Genomic DNA, 19,916 nt, shown 5'->3' on the forward strand with positions numbered 1-19,916 from the left:
GCTGGGTTATCATGGCGGGTTCCGACTCTAACCTTCAAACTTCTCCTTCTCCCTGTCGATTATAATTGCAGCTTTAATATCAGAAGGAGGCATTTTGAGAGATACTAGGCCGTGGATAGTGAGATATAAGCTCTTAGCAGTAACATCCTACTCCATTACATCAGGGAAGCCGTGACAATTTGTACATGTGTCCTGGACGTCGTGGCACTCTCTGCAGAATTCTTTGTGTCCTTCAAACAGCGTAAAACCCAGCTCATGCACTCCCGCGCGGATGTCATCAAGGGTCTGAGCTTCATGGCACTGGTCACATCTGCCCTCGCCGTGTAGCACTTCGCTGGCAGATGTCTCTGGTGGCTGGGTTTGTGCTGATATTGGCGCTTTTGTGGAAGGTGATGAAGCTGTCTCTGTATTCACTCCAGCGCTCGTACAGCCAACAAGCAGCACAAAGAACGTAAAACCAACGATGGCTATAAGCCTGTTCATCTCCAATCCTGGCAAACTCAAATCCCCCTCGCCAGGTCTAAGAGCACCGCCCTCGGGTCCTTTGCCTTTACCACGCCGCTGGCGAGGAGCACTCCCTCTGCGCCCAGCTCAATCGCCGCACGAACGTCCTCGCCGGAGCTTATCCCGGCGCCGCAGAGCACCGCAGTGTCCTTGCTGATGTCCTTCACCGCCTCCACGCTGCGCTGCACCACCTCCGGCTCGGCTTTTGAAACAGGTATGCCGGTGCCTATTAAGTCGGGAGGCTCCACCGCTATGCAGCTCGGCGCGAGCTCAGCGCAGGCTTTGCTTGTTGCGATGTTGTTGGTGCACACGACGGTATAGAGGTCGAGCTCTTTTGCACGTGTAACTATAGCATCTATATCCGCAAGCTGCATGCGGTGCTCGCTGTGATTGACCAGCGTTCCCACAGCGCCGGCTTCCCTGACCGCCTCCAGCACCGCATAACCCGTATGCGACCCTGGTGAGAAAGCCTCCACATGCTGCGCCAGCACAGGTATATCAACCTCTCTGGCGACTAGAGCTAAATCCACCTGCTGCGGGCAGTAGGCCATGCTGACCCCCGTCTCCTCGGCAACGCTCTCGCATAGCCTCGCCAGCTCTACATCGCGAGCTCCCATACTCTCGCTGTATGCCTTCACATTGAGCATTATCACTGGCGTTTTTATCCTCATTCGCTTATCACCTCAAGCATCAAAGCACACCCCTCCTTAGCTACTCCACATCATCAAACCGCTCCTTCAGGCGCTTGAGCACACCTGGCAGAGTGGTGTATTCCATGTCCTCTAAAGGCAGGCGGTGGGGCTCAAAGGGACCGTGGCGGCGCATATATTCGGCGACCTCCATTGCTTTCCTGCGGGTGTAGTCAAAGCCGGGGTCGTCGAAGAGGTCCACAGGTCCAATAAGCCTGCCGTTAGCCACCTGGAAACCGGCAGCTATAACCCTTGGTGGGCCGTCAAAGCGGGTGCACCTCGCATCTTTAAAGCTCACGGGCATTATCGGTCCATTATGCGAGCCCCGCATCCATCCGCTTACAAGGTGGGGGAAGGCAAATGGCTCAAGAACCTCGCCCAGCGCAGGCAGACCCGACTGGGACCTTACCAGGGCAACGGGGTCGTCCTTGCCGACGTACTCGCCTGCGATCTGATACAGCTTCTCTGTGCTCACAACCCCCACTGCTTCATCCTTATCTATGCTGTGCCCCTCCTTGGGGTAAACCCGCTTAATCACATACCGCGACTTGGCGCCGATAAGCGCAAGAAGGTCGTACATCTCCTCTGGGGTGCTGAGTATCACGCGCCGGTGCTCCATAATATCCCACACCTCAAACCGGAAGCCCATGTGACAGCTTGGGTCTATGACAAGGCCTGCGGTGTTGAAGGGGTCAGCGAAGATTTTAAACATGGGCAGATTGAAGGCCCCTGGTTCCGTCTTATCCATCATGAAAGCCACGAGGGGGTCCGACCTGCGTTCCTTAAATTCCAGCTCAGCGACACCCGGGCCCATCCCTCGAATATTGCCAGAGAAGGCATCGCTCAGCAGATCCTGACCGGCGCCGTAGAGCTTGAGCTCCTTGGCGCGGGCAGTGGCTGTCTCAAAGGTGCGCCAGGCCAGGCCGTGCACCTCCTCATTGTCCACACCGCGGCGATGGCTCATCACAAGCTCAAGGTCATCGCCGGCGCTCATCACGTGATAATCCACTATAACACCCGTTTCCTTGCCCTCTTTCAGAACCTTATCGGCTTCCTGCTTCAGCTCTTCGTGCACAGCAACGTGCCCGGGATAGCCACCCACATCTGCCTTAATCAGGCTTACAGTAACCTTGCTCATCCTTCTCACCTCTACTTCTTTCCTCCAAAGTATATCCTCTGTCCGGCGGCGTTACGCCAGTATCTTCCAAACTCGGTTGACTTTCTGAGCTCCTTGTCCCTGAAGGTTGGACCTTCCTTGCATACGCGCAGGCCTATGTCGTCAATCACACATTGCCCGCAGATTCCAATGCCGCACTTAAAGTACCTGTGCAGAGAGGCCTGCGTTGGAATACCCTTTTCCTGGGTTATTTCCAGCACCTTGGCCATCATTATCTCAGGACCGCAGGTAAAGCACTGGTCGAAGGTCTCCTCCTCCAGAAGTTCGCGCAGCACGTCGGTGGTAAAGCCCTTCCTGCCGGCGCTCCCGTCGTCGGTGGAGATAAACACCCTGCCGCCAGCCTTCTGGATGCGCTCCACAAACAGAAGCTCACTCCTGGTAATCGACCCGATTATCGCCGTAACCTCCTTTCCATCACCAAGCGCCTCTTCGGCGAGCGGTGCCAGAGGTGCAACTCCAACGCCACCGCCCACAAGCAGAAGCTTATCACCGTAAACCTTAAAGCCCCGTCCCATTGGCCCGCGTATCCCCAGCAGGTCGCCAACGCTGAGCTCGAAGAGTCTGCGGGTGAAGTCACCCAGGCGGAGCACAGTTATACCCAGGTCTCCCCGGGTGTAGGAGACGCTCATGGGCTTCTCATCCACGCCCGGGAGCCAGACCATCACAAACTGTCCCGGAATCGCGCTCACATCGAGGTCTAGTATAAAGGTCTTTATACGCTTTGTCTCCTTGATTATCTTCTTTATCCTGGTAACCTGCATCTCGTGCATATCAACTACCTCAGGGCAAGCCCTACTATATCATCAATGCTGCTGTACTCATTCTCCTCCAGATACTCCTTAATCTCCTGAGAAACCTTTTTAAAGATGGTTATGCCGCGGTAGAGTACGCCGGTACCTATCTGCACCGCCTTAGCACCAGCCAGGAAGAACTCCACCGCATCCTCGCCGGTGGTAATGCCACCGCATCCTATTACTGGAATTTCAACCTCCCGTGCTATCTCATACACGCAGCGCAGGGCAATGGGTTTGATGCATGCTCCGGAGAGTCCACCCACCTCGTTGCCCAGCACAGGTTTGGCTGTGATTATGTCTATCTTCATGGCGCGGAGCGAGCCTATTGCGGTTATGCCGTCGGCGCCAGCATCCTCGCATGCTTTTGCTATTGCCACGATATCACCCGCGCCGGCGGTGAGTTTTGCAAACACAGGCAAGCTCACCCGCTTCTTTACCTCCTTCACCACCTCATGGCTGAGCTCCTCGCTGTAGCCGAAAAATGCGCCCGCCTTGCCCACATTGGGATAGGAGATATTCAGCTCAATGGCGTCGACACCATAGCGCTGGAGGGTCTCCGCGACGGCGGCATATTCGCTGAAGTTAAAGCCATAGACGCTCCCTATCACCGGTACGCCCCCCTCCTTGGCCACGCGTATCTCCTCCTCGAATTCCTCATAGCCGGGGTTCGCCAGACCAATGGCGCTTATCAACCCGCCATTTATCTCGACTACGGTTGGATTCCTGTGGCCCTCTCTGGGCGTAAGCCCTATCGACTTTGTTACTATTGCCCCCGCGCCTCCGCTCAGCGCAACGCGCTTGAGCGCAGCCCCGCTTGTACCCAGGATGCCCGAGGCAAGCATTGTGGGGTTTCTAAGCCTTATCCCGCAGAGCTCAACCTCTAGCATTGCTCGCCTACTCCATGGCTTTGCCTATGTAGCTTGCCAGGTCAACCATGCGGTTGCTGAAGCCCCACTCGTTGTCATACCAGGTCAGGACCTTTGCAAAGTTGCCCTCTATAACCTTTGTGAGCAGCCCATCAACTATCGAAGAGTGAGGGTTGCCTATTATGTCGCTAGACACCAGGGGGAGCTCTGAATACTGAAGAATCCCGCGAAGCTCTCCCTCAGCGGCGCTCTTAAGCGCACTGTTTATATCCTCGCGGGTAACCTCGCCCTCAAGCTCTACAGTTAAATCGGTGATGCTACCGTCAGCCACAGGCACGCGCAGCGACATGCCGTCCAGCCTGCCTGCAAGCTCGGGCAGCACCAGGCCAATCGCCTTTGCAGCGCCAGTCGTGGAGGGCACGATGTTTATCGCAGCCGCCCTGGCTCTTCGCAGATCCCTGCTCTGCGCATCGAGGAGGCGCTGCGACGCAGTATAGGCATGGCAGGTGGTCATGAGTCCTCGCCTCACCCCAAAGCTATCGTGGAGCACCTTTACCACAGGCGCAAGGCTGTTGGTGGTGCATGAGGCGTTGGAGATTATATTATGCTTGCTGGAGTCGTAGCTTTTGTGGTTAGCCCCCATCACTATGGTTATGTCCGGATCCTTGGCCGGAGCTGAGATTATAACCTTCTTCGCCCCCGCGCTGAGATGCTTACTCGCGCCATCGCGGTCCCTGAAGAAACCCGTGCACTCGAGCACTATCTCAACTCCCAGCTCCCCCCAGGGTAGATTCGCAGGGTCGCGCTCAGAGAGCACGCGAATCTCGCGTCCATCAACAATTATGCTATTCTCGCCAGCGTCCACACTGGCCTCAAAGATGCCGTGCACCGAGTCGTACTTCAGCAGGTGTGCCAGCGTGGCGGAGTCGGTTAAATCGTTAACAGCAACAATCTCAACGTCGTCGCGGAAACCGCCATTTCGAAAGGCGGCGCGGAAGATGCACCTGCCTATCCTTCCGAAGCCATTGATTCCTACCCTGACCATGCTTCTCCTCCTTGGTGTGATGCTATTGCATTTGCATGGTTAGGATTTAAAGTTTTTCATATACCTCCCTCAAAATGTGATGGGCAAGCCCCCATCTATGCAAAAGCAATATATAACCACGCCATCGAGGATTGTATATGAGCGAGGGAGTAGGTGTATTTCTGCCAAAAAAGGACAACGTAAGCGAAGAGGAATTCTTCTTTTCTGTTTTTAAGGCTAAGGAAATCAAGAAGATAGATGGTGAGGATTATGTCATCCTCGATTCAGACGTCGGGGAGATGAGAATACCCGTAAAAAAGACCTTTGAGTATTTTATTGAGATGTTCGAAACCCTAGGCGAGGAGGATAAAGAAAAGCTTTTCAGGCTGCTCAGGGGATATGTGGAGGAGAGCATGTCTACCCTATAAACTCCGGCTCCACGTATTTTTTGAGTATCCCCTTTTCATAACCCTTCTTCAGTAACAGCCTTACAGCGCGCCTTCCATCTTCGCCGTAGTCCAGGGTGTACTCGTTGACGTACATCCTGACAAATCTTCTGTTCTTTTCCATGTCGAGTCCCCGCCCGAACTGGAGCGCATACTCCAGAGCTTCCTCCTCGTGCTCCATGGCATAGCGGATACTCTCCTTGAGGTATGAGGCTACCTTCAGCATAACCTCCTCACCCAAGTCTCGCCTTATGGCATTGCCCCCCAGAGGCAGTGGAAGCGAGGTTTCGCGGTGCCACCACTCGCCCAGGTCCACCACCTTGGCCAGGCCGAGCTCGGTATAGGTAAGCTGCCCCTCGTGGATGAGCAGTCCGGCATCCACATCACCCCTCGCCACAACCTCAGGTATGCGGTCGAAGGGTACCTCCACAGGAGAGAAGTTCTTCTCGTACAGCTTCAGGGCGAGGTAGGCGGAGGTGAGTTTTCCGGGCACAGCGATGCGTCTCCCCTCAAGGGATTCAAGCTCCCCTCTTGCGACGACGACTGGGCCGTAGTTGTCCCCCATACTCGCCCCGCAGTTGAGCAGGGCATATCGCTCTGCGAGATAGGGGTAGGCATGTATCGATATCGCCGTTACCTCATACTCGCCGAGCATGGCACGGCGGTTCAGCGTCTCTATGTCTGCCATCACATCCACGAATTCAAATTCGCTTTCTATCCTGCGAGTGGCAAGCGCATAGAACATGAAGGCATCATCCGGGTCAGGGCTGTGGGCGACTACTATTCTCATACGCGTAGCCTTGCACTTATGCTATTTATTATTTTCTCAAATTCCCTGGCTTTGACAAAGGGTGAGCCCAGGATGACCTGCTCAACGCCCAGCTCCGCAATCTCTCCTATCTTCTCCGCCACCTCTTCGGCGCTGCCGGAGAGGGTGAAGTGCTCCAGAAGAAAGCTCTCGTGCCGGGTGAGCTCATCCCAGCGTTGCTTGGTCACCAGCCTCCTCACCTCTGCCGCCTTCTCCTCAAGTCCCATATCCTCCAGGAACACCTGATTTGCTCCGCTCGCTATTACCGCCGCTGCACCCAGGAGCTCTGCGGCATTTTCCCTATCAGGTAGAACAAGCGCAGGTGCGATGCAGGCGGTGTACACCTTTCTCTTCATGTGGCGAAGAGCCCATCTTATGAACTCGGGATGGGCGTAGTTGAGTATAACACCCTCACTCCTCATGCTGGCCAGCTCTATAAGCTTTGGGCCAGAGGCTCCTATGAACACCGGCACCACGCCCTCTATGGCGGAGATGCACTTCTCGAGACGCTTTACAACGCCTCTGCTCGCTATGCATTCAACCCTCAACCCGTGTCTGTCCCCTGGAGCGATGCCTGCGATAAAGCGCTCTCCGTAGGCTTCCTTGAGCACATTAAATGCCCTTGCGATGTGGAAGCAGCGGTTGCTCATGGCAGAGAGTATAGCGGAGCCCACTGTAGCCTCACACGTGCTCTCGGCGAGAAGTGTCATTACCGGAAAGGGGTGCACCAGGGGCTTGGACTCACCCACCCAGAGGTAGTGTACACCGCCGTCCTCGGCGAGCTTCGCTCTAGCGCCGAGCTCCTCTCTGTTCAAATCGCCGTTGAAGTTTATGCCAAGCTCAGGCACAGCCAAATCTGCGCACCACCTCTTTCGCTGAGTCGCCGAAGGGAGGGCCGACAATAAACTCATCAAAACCCTGGCGGGAAAGCTCCTCCATTGCATCCAGAATCTCCTCTACGCTGCCCGTAAAGCAAAACTCCTGCACTGCGCTCTCTGGCACAAGCGAGGCGGCAAGGGCATAGTCGCGCTTAACAAGGACTCGCCTTATCCTTTCACCCACCTCTTCAATCTCCAGCATGCGGAGCACCTCCTGGGGTGAGCTTGCGATGATTGCGGCTGTGATGTGCCTGGCCCTATTCACATCATCCCCCAGAAGAAAGCCCTTCCACACCACCCTCCGCAGACTCTCAAACCTCCTCCCCGCCTTCTTTGCAGAGATCCTCACCACATCAATCGCCTGCCTGAGGTATCCGGTTGGCCCGCTGAATATGACGCCGTCGCTTACCTCGCCGGCGAGGGTGAGAAGTCTCCTGCCGCGCACCCCAAAGAGGATCTCGGGTGTTGTGACGCCCTGTATGCGCAGCCTGTAGCCGCGAAGGCACGCCTTCCTGCCCTCATAGCTCACCTCCTCGCCCCTGAATACCCTGCGCAGCACCTCTGCGGTTTCTCTGAGCACAGCCACCGCATTGTCGGGTTCTCTTCCTGTGAGCTTCATAATTTCGGGCACACCTCCCACGCCTATACCCAGGGAAAAGCGGTTTTGCGTGAGCATCTGGAGCCCTGCGGTGGCTGAGGCGATGAGTACAAGACTCCTGAGGTAGGGGGAGAGTATTCCGGAGGCTATGTCTATGTGCTGCGTTTTTGCAGCAATGGTTGCCAGGTATGTGAAAATCTCGCGGGATAGCGCATCCTCACCCACAAATATCCTCGAGTAGCCCTGTGCCTCCGCCAGCCCTGCAAGCTCTATCCCCTGCCTTACGGGCATACTCGTTGTAAGTCCCAGGGAGATTTTCATCCAACAATCCCCAAAGGGTGACATGTGAAAAGGCAGGCCTAGATTATTGTCACCCTCTTTACCCCATCAATCGCCCTTAGCTGCTTTATGAGGTCACCGGGCAGCTCCCCCTCGGTTATCACAGTAAGCCTCGGGTCGTCGACCAGGTAGGGGTCATCTGCTATTGCCTGCCTTATTGGTATCCCCCACTCTGATATCTTGGACGCGACGCTGCCTATTATCCCGGGCTTTGATGCGTCCTCCGGTGTTATTATAACAACACTGAGCCCCAGCAGCGGCGCAACATCCCTGAAGAAGGCCACACAGCTCAGATTGCTGAATATCCTGTAGAGCTTTTCCTCATTTCTTATCCTCTCGGCGGTGGCATCAACCACTCTGCGGTCTATGCCAAGCCCCCTGGCGATTTGAGTGTGGGCTATCTCAATGTTGCCCACGCAGACACGTGCATTCTCATTCACCTGAAAGCCCTTACGAAGGAGAAAAAGTGCAACTTTTTTCTGCACAGGAAATTTCCTGAAGTGCTTTTCTATTTCGCTCCACATCTGCATCTAATAAAAGTTGGTCTGGGGATTAATAAATCTATCTGTTTAAACAGGGTCACTGCTCAGCAAAACACCGCTCCCCTGAGGTACGCAAAGCTTCTGTGCCACTGTGGGGCACTTGGCCTTGAGCAGAAAAACCATCGGCTTTTTCCTGTAGTTGTCCAGGGTTTCAAAGTGTCCCTGTCCCTTGGCGATGATGAAATCAGCCCTCTCAAGCTCCCTCAGAAATTCTCCAGATACCTCCTCCAGGTTAACGCCGACCACATCGCTCCCTGAGGTTATAACCCTGCACCTCTGCGTCAGCCCCACCTGCTCGGCGTCCTCAAGGGTTGCGTCGTTGATTATTGGCCTGGACTTCACCACCGCCACAACCTCCAGGCCGCGCCTCTTGAGCTCCTCTATGAGAAGTGCATCCAGCGCAACCTCGCCGGCGTTGTCCAGCAGGTAGAGCACACGCCTGCTCCTCTTAATAAGGCTCTTTAATGTTCTGATGTGGTTGATGGCCAGCTCTTCTTCCAGCGCTCTGCTGAGCATCTCTTCACTACCCGTATCGCAGATGCCATGGTCGAGCAGATTTCCGGCCAGCGCCACCTTAACAGCTGCCTCCAGCCTGTTTTCAGCTTTTCCCACAATCTCCTCTGCCCTGGGAATAAGAGAGATGGCAAGGGTGTTGGACTGAGCCTTTAGCGCCCTGAAGGGGTCTCCACAGCCCGTGGCGCTCTTAAGCAGCCTGTGAAGCTCAGTGCCAAGCAGCGCAGGCACTGCATCCCTAGAGTACCTCTCTTCGAGGAACTCCTCCACCATCTTCATAACCTCTGCTTCTTTCTCCCTGCCCAGTCTGCACTGCCTCAGAACACGCCTGCTCTGCTCTATCAAGCACTGGTAGCACGCCTCGCCGGTGCGCATTCTACTCCTCCATATCGTAGAGCACAAGCCCTGTGAGGAGCTTTGGGTAGAAGTAGGTGGCCTTGCCGGGCATCCTTTCACCGGCCAGTGCAACCTCGCGAATCTCCTCGACGCGCGTAGGATTCAGAAAGAAGGCGGCTGTGAACTCCCCTCTATCCACCCCCGCAACCGCCTCCTCTTCGTCGATGATGTAGGCTATATCGCCCTCACCCCCGCGGAATCCCAGAATCCTTTCAAGGATGAGGGAGTGGAGCACACTCACGCTCAGCCTTCGAAGCACAGGGGGCTTCGCCTCAAGCAGCCTGTCCATCACCTCAAAATCTTTCAGGGCGAGTCCATAAAACTCATCGCGGTAGAATCCAAAATTCCTTTTATCACTATACAAAAAGCGGAAGAGCGCCTCTCCATCCCTGCCAAAGCTCTTAATGTCAAAGTACTCTTCTGCCCTGGCCAGAAACTCCTCCTTGGAAAACTCCTGTTTGATTGCACGGTGTGCAGGCAGGATTGTAACCCCCTCATCATAGAGATTGGCGAGAAACATCATGGTATAATCAAAGGGCTCTTCGCCCGAGCACCTCCCAGTGAGCCTGCGCATCTCATTGCGGTAGGCGAGGGCAGTCTCATATCTGTGATGCCCGTCAGCTATGTAAATTCTCTTTTCAAAGAATGCCCGCACAACAGCCTCTATAACCCCCTCATCGCTTATCCGCCAGAGGCGGTGCCTTCTACCTGTGCCATCACAAAAATCCACGATGGGCTCTTCAAGCTCCCCCTCGACCATCTCTGTTACCTTTGCTTCCCTATCTTCATAGAGACCATAAATCTGGCTGAAGTTCGCCTTTGTATGTCTCAGCAGGGCAAGCCGGTCTTCCTTGGGCGAGCTTAACGTCTCCTCATGGGGCAGCACCTCGCCGGCGCTGTATTCGCTTAGCTTCACCAGCGCAATCAGGCCGCGGAGGGCCTTCCTCTCTCCCTTTATTTCATAGTCCTGACGGCAGTAGTACAGCGATGGCTTTTTCTCCCTTATTAGAATCTGTGACTCGCGCCACTGCCTGTACAGCCTCGCAGCCTCACGGTACTTCTCCTCACCTTCCCCCCTGTTGTAATCCAGGCGTATGATGTTGTACCTGTGGGCAGCGTAGTAGCGCTCCCGCTCCTCTGCACTTATAACGTCGTAGGGAGGGGTTACCACCCGCGAAATCTCAACTTTTGCTGTGTTGTAGCGCACTCCTCTGAATGGTTTTACCAGTACCATGGCCACACCTTTCTGCCTATTTATCGGCATAAAATATAAAAACTTGCCTCCCCCAAATCAGCATCAGAAGGCCCGGAAAGGCGGTAGCTCAGGGCCGTTTATTACTGTCCCAAGAGGGCCTGAAGCTCGGGGAGATAGCCTGTTCCCCCGAATATAAATACAATGCCGAGAAGCAGGCTGAAGGTACCGGTTACAAGGGCGGCGGTCCTGTAAATTTTGTGCTTGTTTGATGACCCCACATATCCATAGACGCCCAGAACCGCCATGGTTGTGTTTGTGACCACCAGGCCGAGGGCAAAGGCGAGGATTAATATTGTTCCGATTTCTATTCCGCTTGCCACGCCTGCACCCAGTGCGAGGGTAAAGAGCAAAACTTGGGTGGGCGTTTCTGCTCCAATGCCGTGAATCATGCCTATAATGTAGGACGAGGTATTACCATAACCGCTTTTTAGCACCTGACGATGTTTCACCGGGGCTCTGGTTATCTTTGCCTCGACCCAGCCATAGGCTCTCAACACGGCGTTGGCAAGAAGGGCCCAGCGGGGGAGCATCCTGAAGTCGTCCCCCTTATACCTTTTCAGGGCGTAGAAGACATAGATGCCCAGCAGGAGAAGGGTGATGCCAACCACCTTCTCCATTATGCCATCCACGCCCTCTGGCAGAGAGACTCCAACGATAAGTGCTCCCAAGGCGAGGGCTGCCACAACGCTTGCATGCCCCACGGCATAGAGAAATCCCAGAAAAATCCCCTTGCGTCTGCTCTGCTGGGTGCTTGTTATGTCCATAATAGCAGCTATATGGTCCCAGTCCACACCGTGTTTGATTCCGGCTGAAAGAGCGATGAGGGGAAGCAGCATATCGCTACTCATAATTCTGCCTCTGTAATACTTTTTTTAAAATAAGTATTATCCTAGGTGCATAAAAATCTTGTGCTTTCATCTTTGTTAATATTTAATCTGGACTATTTTCATAAATGTAATATAGGGCAGAGACGGAGCTTGGTCTCTGCGCGTTTAGGGGCAGACGCAGGAGGTCAGCTCCTCTATGGTCTGCGTTAGAAGCTCATCCCCCTCATCAAGGATTTTTATCACCTTGTCATTCTTGAGGCTGTAGTACATCTCCCTGCCCTCCTTTCTAGAGGAAACAACTCCACACTCCTTGAGCATGCGCAGATGCTGGGAGGCGGTGCTCTGCTTCAGCCCCAGCCTTTCCATTATGGCGGAGACATTTAGCTCGCCCTCACGGAGCACCTCAAGAATTTTGAGCCTCGTGGGGTCAGCGAAAACCTTAAAGGTCTTGGCCTTGAGTTCAAGCCATGTTTCCCTGTTCCTGTCCACATCCATAGCAGAGAGATGGGGGTTAACATTGTTAAAGCGGTTAAATTTATATATCATAATATAATAATATGTGTCGGTGGTGAAGATGACAAAAAAGGTTACTGTACTGCTGTTCCATGATGAGCTGTGCCAGGTTTTCAACGGGCTAATGACCGCCCTGAGTATGCTTCGTGCAGGTGCTGATGTGACCCTGTTCTTCGGGTCCCGGGGGATAAATGCCGTGCACAAGGAAAAGATAAAGGAGCTGAAGTGCCTCCCGGACCAGCCTGAAGAGATTCAGAAGGCTGTCATGGACAAGATGGAGGAGCTTGCCCTGCCCACACCTGAGGACATGCTCACAATGCTGGAGATGGAGGGAGCTCTGCTTCTTGCCTGCCCCCTGAACAAGGACATTTTTGAGTTCAAGGATGAAGACTTTATTGAGGGTGTTGGCATAGCAGACCCGGATACCTTCTATACAGATGTGCTGATGAAGAGCGACTACGTGCTGAGCTTTTAGGTGAGGCGCTTGGCTGTGGTTGAAACTGGCGTGGAGAGCTGGGAGAAGGAGGTTCTTGGTTCTCCTATCCCGGTGCTGGTGGACTTCTACTCCAACTTCTGTCCCCCCTGCTTCGTGATGGCGGAAATCATCGAAAAAGTGGCAGAGAAGTACCTGGGCAGGGTGAAGTTTGTCAAGGTGAACGTGGACGAGAACGAGGAGCTGGCGGAGCGCTACGAGGTGCTCTCCGTGCCCACCCTCGCATTTTTTAATGAGGGGGAGCTTGTGGATGGCGTAGCTGGTGTAATGCAGGAGGCCCCGCTGCAGAGGAAGCTGGAGAGTATGCTTGAGTGAGGCCTGGAATGCCGCCTATGGGAAAAGGATTTTTATGCGGAGAGGGTAATTTAAAGCAGGTGTGAGGATGAGGGAGCTCGACCTCCGCGGAGAAATCTGCCCTGTGCCCCTTATTAAAACCCTTGAGGCGCTGGAGAAGCTGGAAGAGGGGGAGGTGCTCCGCGTGCTCGTGGACATGCCCTGTGCGAAGCAGAATGTACCAAAGCACATGGCTGAAATAGGGCATGAGGTCGAGGTCAGAGATGGCGGTAAGGACCTGGAGATTATTATTCGCAAGCGAGATGGGAGCTAAGGTTACCTGTAAATCTGCCCCTCAGTGGATTCCTCTCTTCCCATCATCTGCGCAACCCTCCAGACTATGTAAAGTTTGCACTTGAATATCTCCCTCAGGGCATTTATCAGCATGCTTTTGCTTAAATCCTCTTCATACAAGGACCTGGTAAACTCCATGCCCTTAAGCTCCTGAGCACTCGGCACCATCCTGAACTCTGCGTCTCGAAAGAGGAGGTCAAATCTCCACTGCCAGAGGAGGGCATTCATCTCGGTCTTGGGCAGGGAATGAAGCGCCCTGTAGTGCTCCTCGGCAAGCTGTATGCTGCTGCCAATAATTAAATAATCCCTGTCTTTGGGTTTTATCACCTCACTTATGTAATTCGAACCCTTGGGGAACTGAACAAGAAAATGAAACTCAGCATTTTCGTTGTCTATCTCCTCCTTGAATATACCTTCCTTCTCAAGCCAGCCTTTCACCTTTTCTGCAAGCTCATTTTTTCCCATGATATCACCAGGGTTAGAATAGGCTGAGAGGTATAAATACCTTTCATAGAAGGAAACATACCCCAATGATGACGAGAGTGGCAGCTTAGAGGTTCAGCAGGTGTAACTCGAGGCTCAAAACGGCAATATTAACGTGATTGCCAAGGCTTTGCAGATGTACGCTTGAGTCATACTATCCGAAAGGAAAAATATATATATACTCAACTGTTAAAGGTTTCAAACGTTAATGTTCAAAAACTTTAACACTAGGTGGTAGTAATGGCACTTTCGGACTTTCTTGGGAACACATCAGAAATAAGAATCATTGATTTTTTAGCTGAAAATCCAGACATGGAGTACAATATGACGGAGCTGGGTGAGTACATAGGTATATCTCGCGTCACTCTATATGAAAAGCTTCCAGAATTGATTCATAACAAACTTGTAACCATCTCCAAGAAACGCGGGCGAATGAAGTACTTTAAGTTGGCAGAAAATAAAATAACTGAATATCTTATAAAAGCGGTGTTTGCGCATAGCTTCATGATGGCAAAGGAAGAGAGAGAAGAAGAAGAGGTGCTGAGAGACATCCGAATTCAAATAAGAGATGAAATAGATGAAATCGGAGAGTGGTATATCTCATCTCCAGATATTATATCGAACCGTGGAAAATCTACCTTCACGGTTAATTTCCCTATTGAGGAACAAGAAAAGAGAGGGAGATCTATCAAAATACCTGTATAAGGGGGGAATATCGATTATGGCGGAAGAAGGCGATAAAGAGGAGGCAAAGATAGTAGAAGCTGAAGCTAGAAGAACGCCCAACTACCAAATGATCTATACACAGGGTGCAATAGGAACTTTTACAGAATACGATTATAGACTTAGATTTTATAATGAGATATTTCCGGGAGAAGATGACAAAAAAATTTATGAAGTCCCTGTTACTATTGTAATGTCTCCAATAGCAGCCAAGGAGTTAAGGGATTTACTTGATCGTCAAATAAAAGAATATGAAGAGAAAGTGGGTGAAATAAAAAAACCTGATGTTAGTACTCTAAGGGCTAAGAGATAGAGTCCATTCTTAAGAGCCTCATGAGAGAACGCTTTCATATACAAATTTTTTGTTTGATACGGCAGCAAAAAATATTTATATTACAGTAGAATTTTTAAATTTATGTCATGTGGGCTCAATGAAGCCGAACTGAGAATATTATACAAAATCGCATATATGAATAGGTGGTGTAAGAAACATATTTCCCAAGAAGACCTTATGAAAGGTGCACCAAGATCCAGCTGGGGGGAATTGCGAAAAGCGATAGAAAGTTTGCTCAAAAAAGAATATTTACGACCTTATCATTCACAAGGTCGAGAGGACGTATGTGCCAATAAAAGTAAAAGGGACGATATAATAGAAGCCTTAAAAGCACATGAACACGAATATTCTTTTATTAAATACATTCAATTTATAAGATAGATTAAAGAACTTTAATATGAAACTCATCCAGATATTATAGTCAGTGCCTTGGGTTACTCTTTTGTGTAATGTTGGCTCATGCGCCTTATAAGTGAGGCCCATTGGTCTTGAAAGCTCTAGCCCACAATATGTCTTATGCATAGCCAGCACCCTTATTTTGCACGAAAGACTAGACTTGGAGAACTTCGTCGCCTTTTTGTCCTAAGTAGGCTATATGGCCCCAGCTCGATGGGGATGGAACAACTAATAACGTTTGAATCGGAGCAGAACCTCAAGCCAGTGAACCAGTGAACTATTCTGAAGTATAATCTAACTCTCCAATGCGAAGGTCTACCTCGGCTATCTCATTAAATCTCGTAGCGAAGGCATGAGCATCTTCAGGTAAAGTCGTAAGGAACACAATGATAGCTGTTGGACTGGAGTTCATAACGACTGCAGCTTTAAGTACGATGCCATTGTGTGTCTTCACCCAGCTTCTGCAAATAGGATCTTGAGGAGTCTCAAATTCTTTTATCTCCTCCTTCAGTCTTTTTTTGAATTCCAAATACTCGATTCTTGCTTTTAGGATACATACCCAAGGATACAATTTACTCAATATCATTCCCCCTATGATTTAATTTTATATAGTCTAAACTCAGGGATAAAGATATATAATCAACGGTAGAGCACTGTAAAAGTGAAAAATACAAAAAAGTTTGAAAAGATAGGCCTAGTTCTAACAGGTGAGGGCCACGGCCGAGATTCGAACTCGGGCTAAGGGATCCACAGTCCCTTGTGCTAACCAGGCTACACTACCGTGGCCATGGTGTTCAGGATAGAGTATTCCGGTAACAATGGGAAGCATATTTAAATGGTAGAGAGGGAAGTAGTTATGATGCTTCTTATAGCTTTCGAGGGTATAGACGGCTCCGGCAAGGGTACGCAGGCGAAGCTGCTCAGCGGCTGGATAAGGAGTAAGGGTTACGACACCTTTCTCACCAGAGAGCCCACTGACGGGGCCATAGGAAAGCTACTGCGCGAGAGCCTGAGAACGCGCTGCTTCGATTCGAGGACTGAAGCCCTGCTCTTTGCAGCAGACAGAAGTGAGCACCTCCGCGAGATAATGAGAAAGCTCCACGAGGGTAAGGTGGTCATTACTGAGCGGTACTTCTACTCCTCCCTTGCATATCAGTCCGCCTCTGGACTGGAGATGAGCTGGCTGAGAGAGATAAACTCCTTTGCTCCAGAGGCCGACCTGGTGCTCTATCTCGACGTTGAACCCGAGGTGGCGCTGGAAAGGATATCCTCCCTCAACTCACTTCGCGCAAGCCTTCGCGAAAGGGAGCACTTTGAAAGGAGGGAATTCCTCAGCAGGGTACGCCAGATTTACCTCACCCTTGCCGAAGATTCAGAAAATTTTGTAATAATAGATGCCTCCGGCTCTATTGATGAGGTTCAGAATGCTATAAGACGGAGGGTTGGAAGATACCTCGCCGCCTTTGAAGAAGAGAAAAGGCATACAGAGCAGCGTGCCCTCGAAGATTTTTAACAGGTGGTAACATGAAGGAGCTCCTCGCAGCGGTATGGAAACTGAATTTTCTGGGCATGAGCGCGACCGCAGAGGCAATAGCCCGGGAGGTGAGGTGCGGGCATAGAAACCTCGGAAAGAGGCTCGAGGAGCTTTTAGAGGAGGGGCTTCTCAAAAGAGAGGGCGGAGCTTACAGATTAACACGCAGGGGAAGGGAGAAGCTCACCGTGGTACTGGCGGGCGGTGTATTCGACATCCTCCACCCGGGGCACGTGTTCTTCCTGGAACGTGCCAAGGAGAAGGGCGACCTGCTGGTGGTGACAGTGGCGAGAGATTCCACAGTTACCCGGCGAAAGCGCATTCCTGTTGTACCTGAGGAGCAGCGTATGGAGATGGTAAAGGCCCTCAAGCCTGTGGATGTAGCTGTACTCGGGGAAGAGGATGACATCTACGCAACGGTGGAAAAAATTAAGCCGGATGTCATTGCCCTTGGTCCAAATCAGACCCACAGCGAGGAGGAGGTTAAAAAGGAGCTGAAGAAGCGCGGCCTCAGGTGCAGTGTGGTGAGGATTCGGGAGTATAAAGAATGCAAACTCCCCTCAACGCGGAGTATACTCCAGCGCATAATTGAGCTGAACTTCCCTGACCAGCGCCTTGAGCAGAAAAGGTGAGCCCACTACATCTTCTTCAGCCTGCGGTGCATCTTGACCACGGCCTCGACTGCCCTTTTGGCGTACTTAACGCGCTGATGCGCCTCCAGGCGGGACATACCAGGACCAGAGATGCCCAGCGCCACGGGTTTATCATAGTCCAGCGCAAGGTCAGCAATTTTTCTTGAGGCATGCTGTATCACTATCTCATCGTGCTCAGTCTGACCCTCTATAACAGCTCCAAGGGTTACCACGCCATCGATATCCTCCCGCTCCAGGAGCTTCTTGACTGCAAGGGGCATATCAAAAACACCCGGGACTTTTACCACATTGCTAACCTCAGCGCCAAGAAAACCTGCATGCTCCTTTGCAAGCTCCACCATCGCATAGGTTATGTCGTAATTAAACTCCGCAGCAACTATCGCAAGCCTCATTCTATCATCTCCTCTCCTTTTCCTTTCTCTCCTCATTTATATACTTTTTGAGTAGCTACTCATTTATGAGTAGTTGTATGGCTCTCTTCCAATCATCAACCTTAACACCAAAAACTCTTTTTCTAAATCTGGTTTCGACTGAGGAAAAATAAATAATAAATAGACTGGTCAGAACCACATAACTCAGCATTATACTTTGAGAATAGGTTGGAAATTTAGGGGGTGCTAAGGGAATGAAGGATAGACTGGCATCAATGAAAGAGAAACTTGGATTTAAAATAATACTTCTGGTGTTGTTTTCGGCGCTGATGCCGCTCAGCGTTGTTACCTACGTCTCTTCAAATGAAGCTGGGGATGCCCTCACGGCGCAGGGTATGGAACAGCTCAGCAGCGCGACTGAAAGCGCTGCTCTGCGTGCGGTTGAGCACTCCAGGAGCTTTGAAAATGATATAAGGCTAATAAAGAAGCATCCGGCTGTACAGAGGCTGGTAAAAGAAAGGTATGAGAATAAGGCACTGGATAAGGAGGTCAGCAAGTATAAGAAGGGTGCCGCATATCCAAAACTTCTCGGAGATACCGAGACCTACCAGGAAGTGCTGAACTATTTTATGGAAATTGCAAAGGAGAGGCCCAATATTGATATGATAAGAATTTTCTGGAAAGACGGAAATGTTCTTGCGGGCGTAAAGCTCGGGAAGGAGGATGTCAAGGATTACAAGGGCGACAAGGGATGGTTTGACGACATCATCCGCAAGAAGGTGGTTAGTGAGAATGAGATTCATGTCTCAGCAATAAGCATTGCCAGAGCTACAGGTACGCCTGCGATAAGATACTCCATGCCCTTCGATATAAACGGGGAGAGGGTGGGCCTCATTATAATCAACTACAAGGCAGACGAAATTACAAATCCGATTAAGGAGCTCAGGGCCGGTGAGGAAGGCTACGGCATGCTCATTGACCCCAAATACAGAAATGCCGAGGGTAAGGTGCTCGGCGCACTCTTTGTTGCCAATGGAAGAAATCCTGACCTGGAGTTCGACGAGTCCAGCGCAGGAAATCTGATAATAGATGTCAAGGAGCTGAAAGGCGACGAGGGCACACTCACCTATATGGATGACGGCAGGGAGTGGACTGCCCACTACAGGAAGGTGCAGCTGGCGAACGGCAGGGAGTACTATGCTCTCGCATCCATTCCGTCAAGTGAGCTCACCGCAGTCGCAGGGGATATCAAAAAGGACAGTATAATGATTGCCACGATTGCAGGTATTCTGGTAATCGCTCTCGGACTGGTGATGTCCCGTAGGATTACAGGTCCCATAGATAGGCTGGTGAAAGATGCAAAGGCAATTGCAGGTGGCGACCTGGACCGTGAAATTAAGGTTTCTGACTCCAACGATGAGGTGGGCGTCTTAACCAGGTCCATTCAGGAGATGAAGAACAAGGTGGTAAATGCTCTCAGAAAGTCAGATTCTGTGATAAGCAGCATTCCAGACCCCCTGGTAACTGTTGACAAAGACATGCGGGTCACCTACTTCAATGGTGCCGCAGAGGAAATCAGCGGATATTCCGCCTCCCAGGCGCAGGAGATGCACTTCGGAGACATCTTCCAGAGTAAGATTGGAAGCGTTGTTCAGGAGGCTGTGAAAACAAAATCTGTTGTCAGAGGAAAAGAGACCAGCTTTTCTGGCATGAATGGAGAGGAGATTCCTGTGCTTGTAAATGCAGCGCCCCTCTTCGATGCCAGTGGCGATGTTTACGGCGGGCTTGTAATCCTGAAGGACCTCAGTGAGCTGAAAGAAAAGGAGCGCGAAATTCTGGAAGCAAAGGAGTACCTGGAGATGCAGGTGGAGAGGCTCCTGCCGGTGGTCAAGGCGGTTGCAGATGGCGACCTCACCCGGGGTATTACCGCTGAGAGAAACGACGCCTTCGGGACATTGATAGATACCTTCAACCAGACCAGGGAGAACCTTGCAAGGCTGGTAACGAAGGTGAAGTCTGCTGTTGAGCGCGTTGCTGCGACTGCTGAGGAGCAGGCTGCTTCTTCGGAGCAGCTGAATGCTGCCAGCGATGAGATAACTTCGGCGGTGCAGCAGATAGCGAGTAAGGCGCAGAATC

The 19,916-nt window shown here is 51.7% G+C and carries 27 protein-coding genes and 1 tRNA gene; 10 read left to right on the forward strand and 18 right to left on the reverse strand.

Features of this window, described 5'->3' with window-relative positions:
- Positions 1-147: 147 nt before the first annotated feature.
- From ACXJJW_RS04185 to gap, 6 genes are read right to left on the reverse strand one after another with little or no spacing between them, the layout of a single operon-like run.
- Positions 148-498 carry a hypothetical protein gene (locus ACXJJW_RS04185; protein WP_456474475.1) on the reverse strand — a complete coding sequence of 117 codons (351 nt, stop codon included), beginning with the start codon at positions 496-498 and terminating at the stop codon, positions 148-150.
- A gap of 2 nt (positions 499-500) precedes the next feature.
- Positions 501-1,175 carry a triose-phosphate isomerase gene (gene tpiA, locus ACXJJW_RS04190; RefSeq protein ID WP_456474476.1) on the reverse strand — a complete coding sequence of 225 codons (675 nt, stop codon included), beginning with the start codon at positions 1,173-1,175 and terminating at the stop codon, positions 501-503.
- Positions 1,176-1,215: 40 nt separating this feature from the next.
- On the reverse strand, positions 1,216-2,331 hold the full coding sequence (gene fbp, locus ACXJJW_RS04195) for a fructose-1,6-bisphosphate aldolase/phosphatase (protein WP_456474477.1): 1,116 nt from the start codon (positions 2,329-2,331) through the stop codon (positions 1,216-1,218).
- An 11-nt stretch (positions 2,332-2,342) separates the two neighbouring features.
- Positions 2,343-3,140, reverse strand: a complete 798-nt coding sequence (locus ACXJJW_RS04200) for a dihydroorotate dehydrogenase electron transfer subunit (RefSeq protein WP_456474478.1) — start codon at positions 3,138-3,140, stop codon at positions 2,343-2,345.
- Positions 3,141-3,145: 5 nt separating this feature from the next.
- Positions 3,146-4,051, reverse strand: a complete 906-nt coding sequence (locus ACXJJW_RS04205; protein ID WP_456474479.1) for a dihydroorotate dehydrogenase — start codon at positions 4,049-4,051, stop codon at positions 3,146-3,148.
- Between the two features lie 7 nt (positions 4,052-4,058).
- On the reverse strand, positions 4,059-5,075 hold the full coding sequence (gene gap / locus ACXJJW_RS04210; protein WP_456474480.1) for a type I glyceraldehyde-3-phosphate dehydrogenase: 1,017 nt from the start codon (positions 5,073-5,075) through the stop codon (positions 4,059-4,061).
- A 137-nt stretch (positions 5,076-5,212) separates the two neighbouring features.
- Between gap and ACXJJW_RS04215 the strand changes: the two genes are divergently transcribed.
- Positions 5,213-5,482: a hypothetical protein gene (locus tag ACXJJW_RS04215; RefSeq protein ID WP_456474481.1), complete on the forward strand. Its 270-nt coding sequence runs from the start codon at positions 5,213-5,215 to the stop codon at positions 5,480-5,482.
- Here the strand turns inward: ACXJJW_RS04215 and ACXJJW_RS04220 are convergent.
- The 8 genes from ACXJJW_RS04220 to ACXJJW_RS04255 all read right to left on the reverse strand — a co-directional run bounded on the left by ACXJJW_RS04220 (position 5,472) and on the right by ACXJJW_RS04255 (position 12,202).
- Positions 5,472-6,290 carry an MqnA/MqnD/SBP family protein gene (locus ACXJJW_RS04220; protein ID WP_456474482.1) on the reverse strand — a complete coding sequence of 273 codons (819 nt, stop codon included), beginning with the start codon at positions 6,288-6,290 and terminating at the stop codon, positions 5,472-5,474. The genes ACXJJW_RS04215 and ACXJJW_RS04220 overlap by 11 nt on opposite strands.
- Positions 6,287-7,156: an LLM class flavin-dependent oxidoreductase gene (locus ACXJJW_RS04225; protein ID WP_456474497.1), complete on the reverse strand. Its 870-nt coding sequence runs from the start codon at positions 7,154-7,156 to the stop codon at positions 6,287-6,289. Before ACXJJW_RS04225 ends, ACXJJW_RS04220 begins: the two co-directional genes overlap by 4 nt.
- Entirely contained in the window at positions 7,149-8,105 is a 957-nt protein-coding gene (locus tag ACXJJW_RS04230) for an LLM class flavin-dependent oxidoreductase (protein ID WP_456474483.1), read from the reverse strand. Before ACXJJW_RS04230 ends, ACXJJW_RS04225 begins: the two co-directional genes overlap by 8 nt.
- Before the next feature lie 38 nt (positions 8,106-8,143).
- Entirely contained in the window at positions 8,144-8,653 is a 510-nt protein-coding gene (trpY, locus tag ACXJJW_RS04235; protein ID WP_456474484.1) for a TrpY family transcription regulator, read from the reverse strand.
- Positions 8,654-8,692: 39 nt separating this feature from the next.
- Positions 8,693-9,553, reverse strand: a complete 861-nt coding sequence (locus ACXJJW_RS04240; protein WP_456474485.1) for a damage-control phosphatase ARMT1 family protein — start codon at positions 9,551-9,553, stop codon at positions 8,693-8,695.
- A gap of 1 nt (position 9,554) precedes the next feature.
- Positions 9,555-10,808, reverse strand: coding sequence for a DUF1015 domain-containing protein (locus ACXJJW_RS04245; protein ID WP_456474486.1), 1,254 nt, complete (start codon positions 10,806-10,808; stop codon positions 9,555-9,557).
- Between the two features lie 101 nt (positions 10,809-10,909).
- Positions 10,910-11,677: a HoxN/HupN/NixA family nickel/cobalt transporter gene (locus ACXJJW_RS04250; RefSeq protein ID WP_456474487.1), complete on the reverse strand. Its 768-nt coding sequence runs from the start codon at positions 11,675-11,677 to the stop codon at positions 10,910-10,912.
- A 144-nt stretch (positions 11,678-11,821) separates the two neighbouring features.
- Positions 11,822-12,202 carry an ArsR/SmtB family transcription factor gene (locus tag ACXJJW_RS04255; protein WP_456474488.1) on the reverse strand — a complete coding sequence of 127 codons (381 nt, stop codon included), beginning with the start codon at positions 12,200-12,202 and terminating at the stop codon, positions 11,822-11,824.
- Between the two features lie 28 nt (positions 12,203-12,230).
- Here ACXJJW_RS04255 and ACXJJW_RS04260 point away from each other — a divergent pair, with 28 nt between their 5' ends.
- From ACXJJW_RS04260 to ACXJJW_RS04270, 3 genes are all read left to right on the forward strand, one after another.
- A complete protein-coding gene (locus ACXJJW_RS04260; RefSeq protein WP_456474498.1) occupies positions 12,231-12,644 on the forward strand; it encodes a DsrE/DsrF/DrsH-like family protein in 414 nt (137 codons plus the stop codon).
- Positions 12,645-12,659: 15 nt separating this feature from the next.
- The gene (locus tag ACXJJW_RS04265) at positions 12,660-12,977 is read left to right on the forward strand and encodes a thioredoxin family protein (protein WP_456474499.1); all 318 of its coding nucleotides are present in this window, start codon (positions 12,660-12,662) and stop codon (positions 12,975-12,977) included.
- A gap of 67 nt (positions 12,978-13,044) precedes the next feature.
- Positions 13,045-13,269 (forward strand): sulfurtransferase TusA family protein, encoded by a 225-nt coding sequence (locus tag ACXJJW_RS04270; protein WP_456474500.1) that lies wholly within the window; start codon positions 13,045-13,047, stop codon positions 13,267-13,269.
- A gap of 2 nt (positions 13,270-13,271) precedes the next feature.
- On the opposite strand, the gene ACXJJW_RS04275 is transcribed toward ACXJJW_RS04270, so the two are convergent.
- Positions 13,272-13,754 carry a DUF2299 domain-containing protein gene (locus ACXJJW_RS04275; RefSeq protein ID WP_456474489.1) on the reverse strand — a complete coding sequence of 161 codons (483 nt, stop codon included), beginning with the start codon at positions 13,752-13,754 and terminating at the stop codon, positions 13,272-13,274.
- A 258-nt stretch (positions 13,755-14,012) separates the two neighbouring features.
- Here ACXJJW_RS04275 and ACXJJW_RS04280 point away from each other — a divergent pair, with 258 nt between their 5' ends.
- The 3 genes from ACXJJW_RS04280 (at position 14,013) to ACXJJW_RS04290 (ending at position 15,210) form a co-directional block, all read left to right on the forward strand.
- Positions 14,013-14,477, forward strand: a complete 465-nt coding sequence (locus ACXJJW_RS04280) for an ArsR/SmtB family transcription factor (protein ID WP_456474490.1) — start codon at positions 14,013-14,015, stop codon at positions 14,475-14,477.
- Positions 14,478-14,493: 16 nt separating this feature from the next.
- Positions 14,494-14,808: a DUF3467 domain-containing protein gene (locus ACXJJW_RS04285; protein WP_456474491.1), complete on the forward strand. Its 315-nt coding sequence runs from the start codon at positions 14,494-14,496 to the stop codon at positions 14,806-14,808.
- A 102-nt stretch (positions 14,809-14,910) separates the two neighbouring features.
- The gene (locus ACXJJW_RS04290) at positions 14,911-15,210 is read left to right on the forward strand and encodes a hypothetical protein (protein WP_456474492.1); all 300 of its coding nucleotides are present in this window, start codon (positions 14,911-14,913) and stop codon (positions 15,208-15,210) included.
- A gap of 292 nt (positions 15,211-15,502) precedes the next feature.
- Here ACXJJW_RS04290 and ACXJJW_RS04295 read toward each other — a convergent pair whose 3' ends face one another.
- Both ACXJJW_RS04295 and ACXJJW_RS04300 read right to left on the reverse strand, forming a co-directional pair.
- Positions 15,503-15,811 carry a hypothetical protein gene (locus ACXJJW_RS04295; protein WP_456474493.1) on the reverse strand — a complete coding sequence of 103 codons (309 nt, stop codon included), beginning with the start codon at positions 15,809-15,811 and terminating at the stop codon, positions 15,503-15,505.
- Between the two features lie 126 nt (positions 15,812-15,937).
- Positions 15,938-16,011: transfer RNA gene (locus ACXJJW_RS04300), tRNA-His, on the reverse strand.
- Positions 16,012-16,060: 49 nt separating this feature from the next.
- Here ACXJJW_RS04300 and tmk point away from each other — a divergent pair.
- Positions 16,061-16,738, forward strand: coding sequence for a dTMP kinase (tmk, locus tag ACXJJW_RS04305; RefSeq protein ID WP_456474494.1), 678 nt, complete (start codon positions 16,061-16,063; stop codon positions 16,736-16,738).
- 212 nt (positions 16,739-16,950) lie between these two features.
- Positions 16,951-17,388 (forward strand): FAD synthase family protein, encoded by a 438-nt coding sequence (locus ACXJJW_RS04310; RefSeq protein WP_456474501.1) that lies wholly within the window; start codon positions 16,951-16,953, stop codon positions 17,386-17,388.
- A 5-nt stretch (positions 17,389-17,393) separates the two neighbouring features.
- On the opposite strand, the gene ribH is transcribed toward ACXJJW_RS04310, so the two are convergent.
- Complete coding sequence (gene ribH, locus ACXJJW_RS04315) at positions 17,394-17,837, reverse strand: 6,7-dimethyl-8-ribityllumazine synthase (protein WP_456474495.1); 444 nt, start codon at positions 17,835-17,837, stop codon at positions 17,394-17,396.
- 197 nt (positions 17,838-18,034) lie between these two features.
- On the opposite strand from ribH, the gene ACXJJW_RS04320 reads away from it, so the two are divergent.
- A partial coding sequence (locus tag ACXJJW_RS04320; protein WP_456474496.1) for a HAMP domain-containing protein occupies positions 18,035-19,916 on the forward strand: 1,882 nt, incomplete at its 3' end.

This window comes from Candidatus Pyrohabitans sp. (assembly GCF_054014795.1).

Excerpts from the sequence above, each read along its gene's own strand:
- ACXJJW_RS04290 (WP_456474492.1), top strand. The coding sequence starts at position 14,911 with ATGTCATGTGGGCTCAATGAAGCCGAACTGAGAATATTATACAAAATC.
- trpY (WP_456474484.1), bottom strand. The coding sequence starts at position 8,653 with ATGCAGATGTGGAGCGAAATAGAAAAGCACTTCAGGAAATTTCCTGTG.
- ribH (WP_456474495.1), bottom strand. The coding sequence starts at position 17,837 with ATGAGGAGAGAAAGGAAAAGGAGAGGAGATGATAGAATGAGGCTTGCG.
- ACXJJW_RS04285 (WP_456474491.1), top strand. The coding sequence starts at position 14,494 with ATGGCGGAAGAAGGCGATAAAGAGGAGGCAAAGATAGTAGAAGCTGAA.
- gap (WP_456474480.1), bottom strand. The coding sequence starts at position 5,075 with ATGGTCAGGGTAGGAATCAATGGCTTCGGAAGGATAGGCAGGTGCATC.
- ACXJJW_RS04260 (WP_456474498.1), top strand. The coding sequence starts at position 12,231 with ATGACAAAAAAGGTTACTGTACTGCTGTTCCATGATGAGCTGTGCCAG.
- tmk (WP_456474494.1), top strand. The coding sequence starts at position 16,061 with ATGGTAGAGAGGGAAGTAGTTATGATGCTTCTTATAGCTTTCGAGGGT.
- ACXJJW_RS04220 (WP_456474482.1), bottom strand. The coding sequence starts at position 6,290 with ATGAGAATAGTAGTCGCCCACAGCCCTGACCCGGATGATGCCTTCATG.
- tpiA (WP_456474476.1), bottom strand. The coding sequence starts at position 1,175 with ATGAGGATAAAAACGCCAGTGATAATGCTCAATGTGAAGGCATACAGC.
- ACXJJW_RS04240 (WP_456474485.1), bottom strand. The coding sequence starts at position 9,553 with ATGCGCACCGGCGAGGCGTGCTACCAGTGCTTGATAGAGCAGAGCAGG.
- ACXJJW_RS04280 (WP_456474490.1), top strand. The coding sequence starts at position 14,013 with ATGGCACTTTCGGACTTTCTTGGGAACACATCAGAAATAAGAATCATT.
- ACXJJW_RS04275 (WP_456474489.1), bottom strand. The coding sequence starts at position 13,754 with ATGGGAAAAAATGAGCTTGCAGAAAAGGTGAAAGGCTGGCTTGAGAAG.
- ACXJJW_RS04295 (WP_456474493.1), bottom strand. The coding sequence starts at position 15,811 with ATGATATTGAGTAAATTGTATCCTTGGGTATGTATCCTAAAAGCAAGA.
- ACXJJW_RS04215 (WP_456474481.1), top strand. The coding sequence starts at position 5,213 with ATGAGCGAGGGAGTAGGTGTATTTCTGCCAAAAAAGGACAACGTAAGC.
- fbp (WP_456474477.1), bottom strand. The coding sequence starts at position 2,331 with ATGAGCAAGGTTACTGTAAGCCTGATTAAGGCAGATGTGGGTGGCTAT.
- ACXJJW_RS04245 (WP_456474486.1), bottom strand. The coding sequence starts at position 10,808 with ATGGTACTGGTAAAACCATTCAGAGGAGTGCGCTACAACACAGCAAAA.
- ACXJJW_RS04270 (WP_456474500.1), top strand. The coding sequence starts at position 13,045 with ATGAGGGAGCTCGACCTCCGCGGAGAAATCTGCCCTGTGCCCCTTATT.
- ACXJJW_RS04250 (WP_456474487.1), bottom strand. The coding sequence starts at position 11,677 with ATGAGTAGCGATATGCTGCTTCCCCTCATCGCTCTTTCAGCCGGAATC.
- ACXJJW_RS04255 (WP_456474488.1), bottom strand. The coding sequence starts at position 12,202 with ATGATATATAAATTTAACCGCTTTAACAATGTTAACCCCCATCTCTCT.
- ACXJJW_RS04205 (WP_456474479.1), bottom strand. The coding sequence starts at position 4,051 with ATGCTAGAGGTTGAGCTCTGCGGGATAAGGCTTAGAAACCCCACAATG.
- ACXJJW_RS04230 (WP_456474483.1), bottom strand. The coding sequence starts at position 8,105 with ATGAAAATCTCCCTGGGACTTACAACGAGTATGCCCGTAAGGCAGGGG.
- ACXJJW_RS04200 (WP_456474478.1), bottom strand. The coding sequence starts at position 3,140 with ATGCACGAGATGCAGGTTACCAGGATAAAGAAGATAATCAAGGAGACA.